The following is a 15,248-nucleotide window of genomic DNA, read 5'->3' as shown; positions in this document are numbered from 1 at the left end:
TTAGTAGATCAAGTAGCTGGACATTTGTGGCACAACAGTGTGTATTGTTGCGTTAGGGTTAGGATTGGAATCAAGAACTTCAGGTTGCAAACGGGAATTCTAGAAATTTCCCTTTTTCTTTCAAAAAAACATCCGTATGGATCTTTAAATTATTAAGATTAGCTGTGCCAATTGATAAATCTATCATATCTTTAATGTCGCTATCAGTGAGATTTTTAATAAGAATTCCAGGATCATTTTCAACGGAGAGGGGTATTGGTCAAATTAATCGCATTGCTTTGATCTTGTTTTGGATTACTTGGATTATCTGTATTAGTATGAGAGATAGCTATGAACTGAAAACCTGCTATGTTTATTTTAATTTATTGAAACTCGAAAAGTACGTTAGGTTCTCATAGTGCAATTATACAGAAAAAATGAAGAAGAATTAATCCTAGTATGAGCTTTTGTCGAGCCCAGAATGCCGATATTATTAGCGATAGGCAAATAAATTCATAGAAAGATTTGTTTGTTAGTTTGTCAAATAAGATAAAGTTATCCAAAGAAAATGAAAAAAGAAAACAGAGATAAAACTGATCCTGTCGCGATATTAATCGCGCCTTTTATCCTCTGCTTTTTTAAAGCGGAGCTGGCGAATGATATAAAAATGGTCATCACAGTAAACCATGCAAAGATGTTGAAGGAATGTATGGTTACAAGTTCAAAGCCTTTTTTAATGCCACCGCCAGAAGACAAAAATTTTGGGAAGGCTGCTATATAAAATATTGATACTTTGGGGTTTAGTATTTGTGTCAGAAAACCGTCTCTGTAGCTTGTTAAAAGCTTTGTTTCATTCGTAGCATGCTTTTCATTCGTTGATGTTCTTTCTTTTGAATTTAAGCTGTGTATTCCAGATTTAATCGATTTAAAGCCCATGTATAATAAATAGCTGCCACCCATGAGTTTTACTAAAAAAAACAGCGTTTTGTTGTTGAGAATGAGCACTGATACACCTAGTATGGAAAATGCCCCATGCACATATGTTGCTGTACACAATCCTAAAACGTTTACAAATGCGTTCTTTTTTCCCAATCTCGTTGCATTATCGATGATAAGGGCCATATTCGGCCCCGGTGAGATGACTAAAAAAAATGAAACGATAAAAAAAGTGAGTATTTGGTGATTCATTTTACTTCTAATTCTGAAATTAATTGATCTTCAAGATATAATTCTATTCTGTCAAACTGAGAAAGTTTCCCTACTCCCTGTGGAGTGCCTGTATATATAATATCATCACGTCTTAGCTGAATGTAGTGACTTAAGAATGATATTATTTTCTCAAAGCTAAAGATCATATTTTTCGTATTACCAAGTTGCCTCGTTTTGCCATTCAACTTCATTGCAAAGGTTATTGGGTTGTTTATTTTTTCTTTGTTTATGAAGTTAGAGACGTATGCAGCGCCTTTAAATCCTTTCGATAAAAGCCAAGGAAGCTTTTTTTCTTTCAGTTTTGTTTGCAAATCCCGCGCTGTGAGATCAAGACCTATTGCTACGGTATCATAGCATTTTTCTGCTTCTTCCTCCGTGACCATGAAAGCGTCCTTTGAGATTTTGAGCACAATTTCAGTCTCAAAATGGATTTCTTTGGAAAAATCAGGGAGATAAATTTCATTTCCTAAAACGAGTGAACTGTTCGGTTTGCTAAAGATAACGGGTTCATCTTCAACAACATTGCCTAGTTCATGAACATGTTCAACATAATTGCGTCCAACACAGTAAATGTCATTTATCATAGGAAACCACCAAATTTTTCATTTTCTTTTTGTATAGGCAAGATATCACTGTGGAAACAATATCTTTTCTCATATCGATATGTGAGCTTTCTGAAAAATATGCATTGTGTGGGTTAATAACCAACCTTGACGACAACCAGTTAGCATTGTCTCGCCAAGCTTTAATAAGAGGGTGACTCCTTGGTGGCTCCATAGGGAGAACATCAAGGAGGACGTGAAACTCAGGATTCTCCCTTAGATGCTTTTCTAAACAATCAAAATCACTCAGGATTTTACCCCTTGCTGTGTTCACTAAGATACCGTTTTTCTTCATCTTTTTGAGGAATGCTGAATTAATCATTCCCGTTGTTTTTTTTGTAAGAGGGCAGTGTAATGATACCACATCAGATTCTTCCAGAAGATAATCAATATCTTCGAGAAGTTTGAAGTTGAGTGATTTAGCAAGACCTTCATCAATGTATGGATCATAGACAATTACCTTGCATCCAAAAGGCCTTAACCGTTCTAGTGTTGCTTTTCCTATTTTACCTAGCCCAATCAATCCAATGGTTTTATGCTTTAAACGGAATGTTTTAAAATTATTTTCTTGCCATGTTTTATCATATTTTTTTGCTAAATCATTATGTCTAGAGACTTGCCTGCAACCCTCCAAAATCATGGTTAAGGCAGTGTCAGCCACTTCATCTATACAATAAGAAGGGTTATTAGCAAATTCAACGCCATGCTTTCTAAGTGCTTTATAATCTACTTGGTCATAACCGATACCAAAGCGTACGGCTATTTTACATTTACGCAATTTCTTGGCTGTTTTCTCTGTTATTTTTGCATGCCAGATCAAGAGAGCATCAATATCTTCCAGAATTTCAGTAGGAAAGTCTTCTTCATTTAAAGTATTGAAAAAATAAAACTCAGCACCCAAGTCAGTCAGTGGTTTTTCAAATTCACTTATTTCAGTTATTCTATCGGTTATCGCAATTTTCATTGGATTCTTTCTCTATAATCGATAACCATTAAATCCCTGAAACCTTTTTCATCATTTATTGACGAAATTGCAGAGGCTGAATGGTACATTTCCATATCATCCAGCAGTATGCTCTCTAAGTTTCCTTTCAAAACGATCTCTTTTATTTTTTTCTGTTTTCATCATAGATATAGGATGTGCCACCTCTGATATTGTGTCTGCCAATCATGTGCATACTGATGAATGTATGACCATCTTTATGAATGCCTTCAGGTGGGATTTCCTTGTATTCCTTTTTTTGATTCAATGCGGAATTGATGTACAAAAACATCCCACACTTTGCTTTCTTTATTTTTATATATCAAAAAAGTATTGAGCGTGTTTTTAATGATTTTGTGCAATATAATATTTGATGATATTGCGTCTGATATTTTTGGTAGTTTTCTTTCAATCCCACCTGCATAATTGTTTATTTCAGAGCTCTGAAAAAAACAATTATCTTCTACAAAATCTATTGTTTTATTGGCTATATCGACGATAAATTTTCCAAAGCATCTTCTCCTGTAGGAGTCACCTTTTTTCATGTAAGGATCAATTGGTAAATAGTCCCAGCTTCTCTTCAGTTGGGCTAAGTCAGTTATTTCATGAGCTCTGATATTGATTTTTTCAGGAGAAATATGGGCAAATTTATTTTGTCTTAATTCCTCAACAACCTTATCTATGTTTGCAAACACACAATCCCCCTTTGCGATATTAACTAATTTTGATTCTAACTTTTAACATATAACATATGTTATATGTTAATTTTTTGTAAGTGTCATTTTTGAGAGCAAAACAAGCCTATATCAAACAATAGCTTTTTTATGCACAGGTTGTTTGTAATGTATATGTGACATGGCATACTGCATTTTTCTTTTTAAGCTAGTACACATAGGTGTAGTTTGATACTCGGTTTGTAATAAGGGGGAACAAATGGGATGAGGTAGGAATAGGTTATGATTTATTGTTTCTATGTATTTTTTATCATTAAATGCGCTGTTTATCAAATTATATTGTTGACAACAAAAAGTATAAAAATTTGTGGGAATCAAAATTTGGTGCCAAAAAAGGCAGAAAGCTTTAATAAAGTCTTTGAAGCTCCTTTGAGAGCTCCTTAAAACCCTTTGAAAAAGTAAATTGGTACAAAAATTTGTGACAAAATATAAAACTTTCTGACAAGTTGTATGGGTTTTGTAGAGGTTTGTTAGAAAATCTTATTTCCAATCTTTTATTTATGTATCCCGCACCTTAAAAAGCATGTGAAAATCAATAAATTCTCAGTAAGATATAGTTGAATGGTGGGTGATGAGGGGATCGAACCCACGACCCGCTGATTAAGAGTCAGCTGCTCTACCGACTGAGCTAATCACCCATAGTATCATCAAAAGATGAGAATGAGCGGTTCTATAACGCTCATAAGGGAAGATGTCTAGATGATTATATTGTTTTTTTATATGAAAACAGAAGAGTCTATAGTAAATTTGCTATAAGATTTAAAAATGTGATACTCTACCCTCTTGATCTTCTATAAAAAGAGAACCATTATAAAGAAATCTATAGGTGAATGTTCTATTAGTGTGTGGAACTGGTGTTGGAGGATTATCGAGCGTAATGCCCGAGAAAAATTCAGAAGGACCTTCTTGGGGTTGTAAATGGTGTAGGTCACCATCCTATTTTGTCAATTTTTTCAATAATAGTTATGTGTGTTTGAGCAATGTTTTGCCATTGCTTGTTTTAGGATGCAGTTTTTTTGCGTTTGATGTTTCGAATCAGTTGTGCGAATGAAAGCTCATGAATTTGTTTTGTCAGCTGCGCGCTTTTAAGCTGTTAAAGAGGTTTTTAAAGGATGGACTATGATGGAATGGGTCACTGATCCCCATGCGTGGTTTGGCTTGATCACGTTAATTTTTCTCGAAATTGTTTTGGGAATAGATAATCTGATCTTTATTGCAATTTTAGCGGAAAAATTACCACCGCATTTACGTGATCGTGCACGTTTGATAGGGCTTACTTTAGCATTAGTTATGCGCCTTTTTCTTCTTACGGTTATTGGATGGGTTATGAATCTCGATACCATGATTTTTTCATTCTCATCCTTTGTATTTAGTTGGCATAATCTCATCTTGATTGGAGGAGGAGCGTTTTTGTTGGCCAAGGGAACGCTTGAATTACATGAGAGACTAGAAGGGGACACGCATGAAAGAAAAACAGGGATTGCTTATGTCGTTTTTTGGCAGGTCATTGTTCAAATTGTGGTGCTTGATGCCGTATTTTCCTTAGACAGTATTATTACTGCAACAGGTATGATTGCTAAAGAGCAGGCCATGGTTATGTATATAGCAGTGATTATTGCTATGGGAGTGATGATGTGTGGATCAGGTGCTCTTATGCGTTTTATTAATCGTCATCCCACTATTGTTATTCTTTGCCTTGGCTTTTTGATGATGATTGGTTTTACTCTCATTGTTGAGGGATTTGGTTTTCATATTCCAAAAGGGTATTTATATGCTGCTATTGGTTTTTCTGTTCTTATTGAAGCTTTTAATCAAATTGGACGTCGTAATCGTGAAAAGATGATTACAACAAATGATCTACGTGGGCGAACAGCGGATGCTGTTTTAAGGCTCTTAGGAGGGGGAAACAAAGATGGTAATCTTAGCGAGACTGTTGATGTTATTGCTGAACAGGCAGCTGCTTCTGAACTATTTCGACCAGAAGAAAAAGAGATGATTCGTGGTGTTCTCGATTTGGCTGACCGTCCTGTTCGTTCCATTATGTCGCCGCGTAATGAGATTGAGTGGTTGGATTTAAATAGTAATGAGAATGAAATGCGTGAAGAATTGCAACAAGTTAAGCATAGCCGTTTAATTCTTGCGCGTGAAAAAGTAGACGAATTTGTTGGTGTTGCTTTGACAAAAGATCTTCTTTTGAATTTAGCTGAGGGCAAAAAGATTAATTGGAAAAAAGCTATGCGAGAACCTCTAGTAGTCCATGAAAATACAAGTGTTTTACGATTGATGGAGCAATTACGGCATTCTTCGATTCAGCTTGCAATTGTTGTTGATGAGCATGGATCTTTTGAAGGAATTGCAACGCCAACAGATATTCTTGAAGCTATTGCAGGGGATTTTCCTGATGATGATGAAGAACCTGTGATAGTAGAAAAGCTTGAAGATGGTAGCCTTCTTGTTGAAGGATATGCTGATATTCGCCGTTTAAGTGGTTATCTTGAGCGTAATCTTGTTGATGAAGCAGATCGCTATACTACTTTGGCAGGATTTATGCTTTGGAGATTTGGTCATTTGCCGAATGAGGGGGAAAGCTTTGAAGCTGATGGTTTGCATTTTAAAGTGGTTGAAATGGATCGCAGAAATATCTCTAAAATCCTGATTTCTCCACTGATTTTGCAGTAAAAACTCATTATTTTGTCAAAAAAATTATGAGAAAATTCCTTATCATTATGTAGGTTTGTGAAAAGATTTGGAGATTGTCTGCTATTATTTTTTAGCAGACTTGTCAGTATAGGTATGATAAGTACGCAAAGTTAAATTATGTCAATAAATATGCATGCTTAAACGATAAAGTGAGGCTAGAGGGGCCTGAGTCATGCATGGTATTTAAATTCATTATGATTATCGTTCTTTATGCGTACGCATAAAGAAAAGAAACGATTTCCTTTTTTACCTAGGGGGTGTTTTTTTTGCTCGTTTCCAATATTGCTGAGATTCAAAAATTGCTACAACGAATAATGAGATGATAAGTGGTATAATTAAATAAAGCATTCTAAATACAATAAGTGCTGCAATTACATCAGTTGGATTGACATTAGGCATGCCTGTTATGAATAGTGCTTCAAGAACGCCAACTCCTCCAGCTGGGGCGTTAGAGAGAAGAGTTATTGTGAAAGATGCTAGGAAAACACCAAGCACAGAAATAAAATGAATATCTGTGTGCTGTGGGAGTACAGCGTATATAATTCCTGCAGCTCCTAAAAGTTCTAGGGGGCTAATAAGAAGTTGTTGAATGACAATTTTTAGCCGTGGATAGGAAAGCTGAATTTTTTTTCCCAAACGTAAAGGTTTTAACTGAAGCCAACTGCCAAAAGTGTAGAGTGCTATACAGCTGAGTAATATGACACCAACCATTGTACCAAGCCATTCAGGAAGATCGCCATGAATGAGAGTAATAATATTAGGTTGCAAAATCAAAACAATGCCAAAAAGTAAGATTGTACCTATCACAAAAGTAAAAGAACAAAAGCCTACCAATATGGCAATTTCTGTTCCATTTAATCCTTTCATTTTATAAGCACGATAACGCACAACGGCACCAGAAAAAACCGAAGCACCAATGTTGTGTGAAAGTGCGTAGGTGGTAAATGAACATATAGCGATGAAAAACCAAGAAATCTTGTGACCAAGATGCTGCAAGGCAATACGATCATATCCAGCAAGAGCTGCATAGGCTAAGAGAGAACACAAACCGGCTAATAGCCAATGATGTGCACTTAAATTGCTCAATCGCTCCAAGACATCACCAAAAGAAATCGCCGAGAGTTTTATATAAAGAATGCGGATAGATATCAGCATTGCTAAGATACCGATAAATGGCCACATAAATTGCTTTAGTTTCACGCTTCTTTATCCATTCTTGTTTGCATTTAGGTTTTGGGTAAACTTGATTCGCAATTATGCATATTTTTTACAGACCTTTGTCCGATTATATGTTCTATAATACCGTAGGCAATTTCTTCATCATCCGTTACTACAACATTAGCACCTAAATCAATAAGGTAAGCTGTTTCTGTATCGGATAGTGCATGCGTGATTATCTGGATATCTTTCTTCATATCTCGTATCTTTACTATACACTCTCCTACCTCAATAGTACTGCGCATGGTAATAACAACTTTATATGCATTGCTCATATTCGCTGCGTTCATTATTTCTTGTTTAATGATATTGCCACAAATTACTTCGAAGCCATCTTCCGTTGCTTTATCAGCAAGGCGTCTTGATTCTTCTACGATCACAATAGGTTTATCTTTGTTTATTAAAGAGAATGCAATACATTTTCCAATACGGCTGTAGCCAACCACAATAATGTGGTTTGTTTTTGCGGTTATTGGCAAAAATTCTTTGTCAGGATCCTCTAGATCAATATCAATAATTGTTTCTGTATTTTGTGTGTTTGCAGGCAAGTTCTCTAGATATTTTTTAATTTTGTTAAAAGCAGTAAAAACAAGGGGGTTGAGCAAAATAGAAAGAATCGCACCTCCAATGATAAAGTCATGTGCGTCGTTGTTTAAGATTCCAAGGCTTAAACCTAAGCCCGCAAGGATAAAAGAAAATTCTCCAATTTGGGCAAGGCTAGCAGAAATGGTACAAGCTGTCGCATTAGAATAGCGAAAGGCTTTCACAATAAAAAAAGCAATGGCAGATTTTCCTAAAATGATAATTAATAATGTTGTGAGGAGAGGGAAAAAGTTAGTCAATATTTTCCCAGGATCAAATAACATGCCTACGGAAACAAAAAAGAGAACGGAAAATGCATCACGCAGTGGTAAAGATTCTTCAGCCGCACGATGGCTCAATTCTGATTCACTCATGACCATCCCTGCAAAAAAGGCACCAAGGGAAAGGGAAGCACCAAATAAATGTGCTGCTCCAAAAGCTACTCCTAGTGCGATCGCAAAGACACTCAGACGAAATAATTCACGAGATCCTGATTGTGCACTCATTTTTAGTAACCAAGGAATTACGCGTCGCCCAATAATGAGCATGAGAGCGATAAATACAAGAACTTTTAGGATTGTGAGACCAAAAATTCCCCAAATGCTTAAGTCTAACCATTGAACAATAGGATCAAGCGCTTCTTTTTTCGTATCACCAAGGATGTTTGCCAGTGATGGTATGAGAACAAGAATAAGAACCATGGCTAAGTCTTCAATAATAAGCCAGCCAACAGCAATACGCCCTTTTTCTGTTTCAATAAGATGACGTTCTTGCAGAGCACGTAGCAGAATAACAGTACTTGCTGTTGATAAGGCCAAACCGAAAACTAGACTACTACTTATTCCCCATCCCATGATGAGCCCAAGGCACCAGCCCAGAAAAGTAGAAAACACCATTTGTGCAATGGCACCAGGGATAGCAATGGCTCTGACAGATAGAAGATCTTTTAATGAAAAATGCAATCCAACACCAAACATTAACAAAATAACGCCGATTTCAGCAAGTTGATTGATAATCCCTGAGTCTATTCTAAATCCTCCTGTATTTGGTCCCACAATAACACCAGCTAACAAGTATCCTACGAGTGGTGAAATACGTAAACGACTAGCGATCATTCCCAAAAGAAAAGCTAAACATAACCCCGCAACAATAGTTGTAATAAGTGGTGTATCATGAAGCATAATTATTTACGACTTTTTCAAAAAATGAATGAATTGAAATGATTATAAGTTTTTTATAAGAAAATGATGAAGGGGGATATTATATGAATTAATTTGGCATTTTTATTTTAGTTCTGTGTTGATACGATTATTTCGTTTATTCCACCATTCTCCTAATAGGAGTAAAATAGGAGCAGCAATAAAGATAGAGGATGATGTTGCAATAATAATTCCAAAGACCATAGGGAATGCGAAATTATGGACAGCACTTCCGCCCCATATTGCCATAGGGAGCATAGCGAGAACTGTAGTGGCCGATGTAAAGATACAGCGTATAAGAACTTGATTAATTGAGAGATCAATAAGTTCACGCAATGGCATTTTTTTATAAAGGCGCATATTTTCGCGCATTCGGTCATAAACGACTACTTTATCATTTATAGAATAACCAACGATCGTTAAAAGAGCAGCAATGGCTGTCAAATTGAAATCGAATTGAAACAAAGCAAAAAAACCAATCATTTTTGTAGTATCTAATATGAGTGTTACAATTGCTCCAACTGCAAAAAACCATTCGAAACGCAACCATATATAGAGAGACATGGCAATTGCGGCGAGAATAACAGCAGTGAAAGCAGCTGTAGCAAGTTCACCTGAAATTTTGGGCCCAACAACTTCTATTTGATCAAAATTGGCGTCCGGATAAATGTTTTGTACTGCTTTTTTGACCTTATCAAGGGCAGAGGTTTGTTGTATTTCGCCGCCACTTTGTTTCTGAATGCGGATCAGCACGGTGTTTGCATTATCTATATTTTGTAGAGTAACTTCGCCGATATTAAGGGTAGAAAGCTTCGAACGCAAATTTGCCAAGTTTGTTGGATCTTTTGTGGTAATACTCATTTGGCTGCCGCCAATGAAATCAATTCCGAAGTTCAAGCCAGGTTTAAAAAATAGAAAAACTGAAACAAGCGATAAAACAATTGAAACGCCAATACCAATGAAACGCGCTTTCATAAAATGGAAACTTGTGTTTTGTGGGATTACGTTGAAAACAGAGTGGAGATGCAGAGTTTTAATTTTCCATTTACGGACAACCCAAATCATGATGATGCGCACTATGGTGACATTGGTGAACATGGAAATGATAATTCCAAGTAACATTGTTACAGCAAAACCACGAACGGGACCGGTTCCGAACCAAAATAGTAAAATAGTTGCTATAATTGCTGTAACATTGGCATCAACAATGGTGGCAAAAGCATGTTTAAATCCGCGATCCAAGGCAGCAAAGGCACTGATACCTTTTCGGCTTTCTTCACGGATACGCTCATTGATGAGAATATTGGCATCGACAGCGATACCAATCCCCAAAATAATACCAGCTATACCAGGTAGTGTAAGTGTCGCACCAAGAAGACTTAGTGCGGCAAATGTTAAAATAGTGTGTAGTGCTAGCGCGACATTCGCAATGAGCCCCCAGATTCTGTAAAGTAGAAAAATAAAAATCGTAACAAGAACAAATCCGATAATGCCAGTGTAAAGTCCCATTTGAATGGCATCAGCACCAAGATTTGGACCGACGGTTCTCTCTTCAATTACGGTTAATGGTGCAGGCAAGGAACCCGCACGGAGGAGGGCCGCCAGAGTGGATGCTTCTTTTGGATCAAAATTTCCTGTAATTTGACCTTGTCCGTTAGGAATGACGCCATTGATAGTTGGAGCCGTCAAAACTTTATTATCAAGAACGATTGCAAAGGGACGATTAATATTTTGTCGTGTTATGTCTGCAAATATTTTTGCGCCAGCGGCATTCATGGTGAATGAAATAATAGAACGTCCTGGTATTTGTGGATCAAAACCTGCACGGGCGTCTTTAAGAACGTTTCCATCTAAAGCAATTTGCTCATAAATTGCATAGCGTTGTGTTTCATCAGTATAACCAGGAAGGATTGCAACACCTATAGGAGGATTATTTATATCCACATTTGAAGGGACAAGATGAAAGGTCATTTTAGCGGTTGTCCCTAAAAGATCACGCAGTTGCTTTGGATTTTGTAAACCAGGCAATTGAACCATAATACGATCATTTCCTACCTTTTGAATAGCTGGTTCAGTAACTCCAATTTGATCTATACGGCGACGGATAATTTCTAAGCTTTGCTCAATAGCGTTGTTAATACGATCCTTTATACCAGCTTCTGTTAACATCACACGAATAGTTCCATCTTGTGCACTGATTGCGATGTCATTGGTTACCGTGCCGAAGCTATTATGTATTGGTGTAATTAATGTTTTTAAAGCGGAGAGAGTTTTTTCATTTTGTGTTGGATCGGAAATAGATACGACTATGCCATCCTCAAGAATACGAACACTTGAGGTACGGATTTGTTTTTCGCGGAGTGTATTGCGTACACTACCTAAAACCATGTGTAACTGATCACGCTTTAATGTTTTGGTGTCGACTTCAAGTAAGAGGGAAGAACCTCCTTGAAGGTCAAGCCCCAGTGTTACACGAGTATCAGTTAAAAACTTTGAGTTTTTAACTTGTTCTTGCGAAAATAAATTGGGTAAAGCAACGTAAATGCTACTTAAAAGGATAAAGCAATAAAGAGTAGTTAACCAACTAGGTGTGCGCATGATATATTCCGCTAAGAGGCAATCTAATGATTATTAAATGGTTATTAAAAGTGAAACGCAAGAGTAAAATAGGATGATGGTTTCATAGTTCAAGCAATATAGGGGGGGCACGTTTGTTTGCAAAATATTGCGTTTGAGGATTATGAAGCCGTGTGTTTATAACAATGGCGATCATTAATAATATGTTCAATATTAAGATGCTTTGAAAAAAATCAAAAAATACAAGAGGATCTATACGGAGTATTGTAAATTCCTTGTTTATAGTCGTTGTAATATTCAATTGAGTATATTTATTTTCTGAATCAAGTGTATGTGGTGTATTCACATTATTGCCATGTGATTGCGCCGTTAGATGGATAGAGGTCCCTAGGTTGCTTACCAGTAACATGCCAAAGCTGGACAAAAGAAGCCAGGTCGTTAAAGGGAGAAATTTTTCTTTTTTACAATAGAGGCGCAAAAAAAACATACTGAAGTGCCTTCTTTGTCTTAGTTAATCTCAGCTCACTCTGTCCTTTCTTATCAGTATTATAAGATAAGGGGAAGCTTTAATAGGATTATTCTGTAAAAGTTGAAAATATTTTTCTTATGCCATATTTTAAAGAGGGGTGCTCCTGATCTTTATACATAAGGTAGATATGTATTCATTTTTTAAAAAAAAATTACACATTCTTTTTTTCATTTTGGGGACTGTCTTTGTCTTTAGTTCTTATGCATGGGGGCATTTAGAATCACAAAATGCAATAACAGCTCACTCAATTGATGAAATTATTCAACAACAACAGTCAATTGTTATGACTCTTGAACAAGATGTGAAAACTTTAGAAAAAGATTTTGAAAACGAATCAGAAGATGAACGTGTTTTAGCTGAGCTCCGGTTTCGAGCAAGAGGTATTAGTAAACGTACACTAGAATCAGCATTTATTTTACGTGCTCCTCTCAATGATATTCTTGTACTTCTTGATCAATTGGCAGAACTTCATGATGACCAAAAAAGTTTGAAAAATCAAAGTGATGAGCGTTCTCATCTGATAGAACAAAGAGCAAAAATTAATGATATAGTACTTCGATTTGAAGAAATTTTTTTGGTTACAAATAAAATAGCCGAACTTGCTATTTTAAAGTCTCGAGAACTTTTTAAACGAACGCTCATGCATAGGATTGAGTTTTCGGTACCAATGGTTAAACACCTTGTTGAAAAAACTAAAGAGACTTCATCTGATTTTGTTTTATTGTTCAGTTCTTGGTGGGGATTTGTATATTATTTCAAGCCTTTACAATTATTTTTTTCCTTTTTTATTCCATTTTTGGTTGCTTTGGGATTTTTCTATTTTTCTCGTAAAGCTCTTACGCATGTCTCTTGCAGGATCGCCAGGAGTAATGAGGAAACATCTTATTTACAGCGCTTGTTAGTCGCTTTTATTTCTGTTGTCCTACCTTCGTTTATGTGCGGTATTTGCATTTATTTGGTGTTTTTTTTATTTAACAGTTTTGGTTTTGATCTAGGGAAACTCACAACGGTATTTTATACAATTGGGCATCAAATTATTTTGGTATTTTTGATAAATCGTTTAGCAGTTGTTCTTTTATCATTGAATATGGGAGGTACGCGTCTTCTCAAGATTACACCACCAGCGACATATCAATTGGTAATTTTGATCACTTTTTTAGGTGGAGTCTTGGCATTTGATGCGGTTCTTGATAGCATTTATCAAGTTGTTTTTGCTTCTCTTTCCTTAACAATTGCAAAAAGTTTTATTGCTGTTTTTCTTGTTGCAATTCTGCTATTTATTATCGCATTTGTACCTTTACAATTTAGGCATAGATCTTCTTATAGTGGAGAAGGGAATCTAACCTTTTTGCCACTTTATATCCGTATTCCTCTTATTTTATTGGGATTATTGCTCATAGTGATGGATTGTTTAGGCTATGTTGGTTTAGCACGTTTTATTATGCAGCAAATTGTGATTGATGGAGCATTTTTGGTTTTAATGTATTTAGGGATACAAAGTGCTCAAGCACTTGGAACTCAAAGCCAATTTATGAAAACAAGTATTGGGCATGCTTTACAGAAAGGGTTGCATTTAGAAGATAAAACGATGGATCAGTTGGGGGGCTTTATTAGTATTTTCCTTAATTTGGTTGTTATCGTATTTTGCACAATGCCAATTGCTGTGCAATTTGGTTTTTCCTATGCTGATTTGAGCACAATACTATGGCGATTGGTTACTGGTTTTCAAATTGGAAACGTATTTATTTCTTTAATCTCTATCATAACTGGAATTGTCGCTTTCTTAGCCTGTAGGTTCTTCATTCGCCGATTTATAGATTGGTTGGATGGTACGGTGCTAATGCATGGAGGATTTGATTCTGGTGTGCGGAATTCTATCAAAACGATTATAAGTTATGGTGGTATTGTTGTGTCTGCCTTGATAGGATTATCAATGGCAGGCTTGGATCTTAAGAATTTTGCGCTTATTGCGGGAGGGCTTTCACTTGGTATAGGTTTTGGATTGCAAAATATTGTTCAAAATTTTGTATCTGGACTTATTATTTTAGTTGGGAGACCCTTTAAAATAGGGGATTATGTAGAATCTGGATCCGTAGGTGGTATTGTCAAACGTATCAGTGTACGTGCAACGGAACTTGAAACACCTCAGCGGAAAACGATTATTATTCCTAATTCAAGTCTTATTAATAACAGTGTCAGTAATTGGACAAGGCGGAGCAAAGTAGGACGGATTGATATTCCTGTCGTAGTTTCATCTCATGCTGTTCCAGAGCATGTTGCTGAAATTTTGCTAGAGATTGCTTCTACAACAGAGGAAATTTTAAAAAATCCTGCGCCGCAGGTAAGTTTTACTGCATTTGATAGTAAAAAACTTTCATTTACTTTAGCTATTTATGTGCCCAACATCACTTCACCTTCTAAGGTGACGAATGCTCTTCGTTTTTTATTATACAAACGTTTTGTTGAGGAAGGAATCCTAGAATGCTAAGATGTATTCACATTTTTATTGCGATTATGCTGTTGGATATTTTCACCATGACAGTTTTTGCAGCGACTGTGAGGAATACTGATTTGAAGTTACAACCACTGATCATTGTGGAAGGGAGTGTGCCTTTAAATATTTCGTTGAAGGCAAATCAAACAATTACAGTTTGTGTAAAGGGTTGTTTTATTACTTTTCCCAATAAAGATCGTTTTGCAGTGAAGCCAGAAGATAATATAGAAATCAGTGATGGTAGAGCATTTTTTAAATAAAATAGTTTAAGATTTTTGTTCTCGGATAGATTGAGAAGAGCAAGAAACTCATTTTTACCTTCGTTGTTTTTATCATAATTTGAAAATGGTTGGTAAAAAGATATGCTATCGCTATGAGATTGGGTATTGGGAGAAAAGAATAAGCAGGATTTGAAACATTTATTGTCTCTATAAGATCTTGCG

General features: G+C 36.1%; 9 protein-coding genes, 1 tRNA gene and 1 pseudogene. 3 read left to right on the top strand and 8 right to left on the bottom strand.

From position 1 onward, the window contains the following. Nucleotides 1-534 precede the first annotated feature (534 nt). From MCS_RS03670 to MCS_RS03650, 5 genes and pseudogenes are all read right to left on the bottom strand, one after another. The gene (locus tag MCS_RS03670) at nt 535-1,167 is read right to left on the bottom strand and encodes a LysE family translocator (RefSeq protein WP_004855786.1); all 633 of its coding nucleotides are present in this window, start codon (nt 1,165-1,167) and stop codon (nt 535-537) included. Continuing rightward, nucleotides 1,164-1,772, bottom strand: coding sequence for a fumarylacetoacetate hydrolase family protein (locus tag MCS_RS03665; protein ID WP_004855784.1), 609 nt, complete (start codon nt 1,770-1,772; stop codon nt 1,164-1,166). The genes MCS_RS03670 and MCS_RS03665 overlap by 4 nt, the downstream gene beginning before the upstream one ends. Further along, entirely contained in the window at nt 1,762-2,754 is a 993-nt protein-coding gene (locus MCS_RS03660; RefSeq protein WP_004855783.1) for a C-terminal binding protein, read from the bottom strand. The genes MCS_RS03665 and MCS_RS03660 overlap by 11 nt, the downstream gene beginning before the upstream one ends. Next, nucleotides 2,751-3,467 (bottom strand): annotated as a pseudogene (locus MCS_RS08910) (2OG-Fe dioxygenase family protein). Before MCS_RS08910 ends, MCS_RS03660 begins: the two are co-directional and overlap by 4 nt. A gap of 601 nt (nt 3,468-4,068) precedes the next feature. After that, a tRNA-Lys gene (locus MCS_RS03650) sits at nt 4,069-4,144 on the bottom strand. Nucleotides 4,145-4,625: 481 nt separating this feature from the next. Here MCS_RS03650 and MCS_RS03645 point away from each other — a divergent pair. Next, on the top strand, nt 4,626-6,185 hold the full coding sequence (locus MCS_RS03645; RefSeq protein WP_004855778.1) for a TerC family protein: 1,560 nt from the start codon (nt 4,626-4,628) through the stop codon (nt 6,183-6,185). A 267-nt stretch (nt 6,186-6,452) separates the two neighbouring features. Here the strand turns inward: MCS_RS03645 and MCS_RS03640 are convergent, their stop codons facing one another. The 3 genes from MCS_RS03640 to secD all read right to left on the bottom strand — a co-directional run bounded on the left by MCS_RS03640 (nt 6,453) and on the right by secD (nt 11,803). After that, entirely contained in the window at nt 6,453-7,406 is a 954-nt protein-coding gene (locus MCS_RS03640; protein ID WP_004855777.1) for a lysylphosphatidylglycerol synthase transmembrane domain-containing protein, read from the bottom strand. A gap of 26 nt (nt 7,407-7,432) precedes the next feature. Beyond that, nucleotides 7,433-9,187 (bottom strand): cation:proton antiporter domain-containing protein, encoded by a 1,755-nt coding sequence (locus MCS_RS03635; RefSeq protein ID WP_004855775.1) that lies wholly within the window; start codon nt 9,185-9,187, stop codon nt 7,433-7,435. 102 nt (nt 9,188-9,289) lie between these two features. Further along, nucleotides 9,290-11,803, bottom strand: a complete 2,514-nt coding sequence (gene secD, locus MCS_RS03630) for a protein translocase subunit SecD (RefSeq protein WP_004855774.1) — start codon at nt 11,801-11,803, stop codon at nt 9,290-9,292. Nucleotides 11,804-12,438: 635 nt separating this feature from the next. On the opposite strand from secD, the gene MCS_RS03620 reads away from it, so the two are divergent. Together MCS_RS03620 and MCS_RS03615 are read left to right on the top strand one after the other, a co-directional pair. Next, nucleotides 12,439-14,799, top strand: coding sequence for a mechanosensitive ion channel family protein (locus MCS_RS03620; RefSeq protein WP_004855771.1), 2,361 nt, complete (start codon nt 12,439-12,441; stop codon nt 14,797-14,799). Beyond that, nucleotides 14,793-15,065, top strand: coding sequence for a hypothetical protein (locus tag MCS_RS03615; RefSeq protein WP_004855769.1), 273 nt, complete (start codon nt 14,793-14,795; stop codon nt 15,063-15,065). The genes MCS_RS03620 and MCS_RS03615 overlap by 7 nt, the downstream gene beginning before the upstream one ends. Nucleotides 15,066-15,248: the final 183 nt, after the last annotated feature.

It is taken from the genome of Bartonella doshiae NCTC 12862 = ATCC 700133, assembly GCF_000278155.1.
GTDB classification, from domain to species: Bacteria; Pseudomonadota; Alphaproteobacteria; order Rhizobiales; family Rhizobiaceae; genus Bartonella; species Bartonella doshiae.
This window is presented reverse-complemented; position numbering and strand designations above follow the sequence as displayed.

What these genes read in the sequence shown, in the direction of transcription:
- MCS_RS03660 (WP_004855783.1), bottom strand. Translation starts at nt 2,754, where the DNA reads ATGAAAATTGCGATAACCGATAGAATAACTGAAATAAGTGAATTTGAA.
- MCS_RS03645 (WP_004855778.1), top strand. Translation starts at nt 4,626, where the DNA reads ATGATGGAATGGGTCACTGATCCCCATGCGTGGTTTGGCTTGATCACG.
- MCS_RS03665 (WP_004855784.1), bottom strand. Translation starts at nt 1,772, where the DNA reads ATGATAAATGACATTTACTGTGTTGGACGCAATTATGTTGAACATGTT.
- MCS_RS03670 (WP_004855786.1), bottom strand. Translation starts at nt 1,167, where the DNA reads ATGAATCACCAAATACTCACTTTTTTTATCGTTTCATTTTTTTTAGTC.
- MCS_RS03615 (WP_004855769.1), top strand. Translation starts at nt 14,793, where the DNA reads ATGCTAAGATGTATTCACATTTTTATTGCGATTATGCTGTTGGATATT.
- MCS_RS03620 (WP_004855771.1), top strand. Translation starts at nt 12,439, where the DNA reads ATGTATTCATTTTTTAAAAAAAAATTACACATTCTTTTTTTCATTTTG.
- MCS_RS03635 (WP_004855775.1), bottom strand. Translation starts at nt 9,187, where the DNA reads ATGCTTCATGATACACCACTTATTACAACTATTGTTGCGGGGTTATGT.
- secD (WP_004855774.1), bottom strand. Translation starts at nt 11,803, where the DNA reads ATGCGCACACCTAGTTGGTTAACTACTCTTTATTGCTTTATCCTTTTA.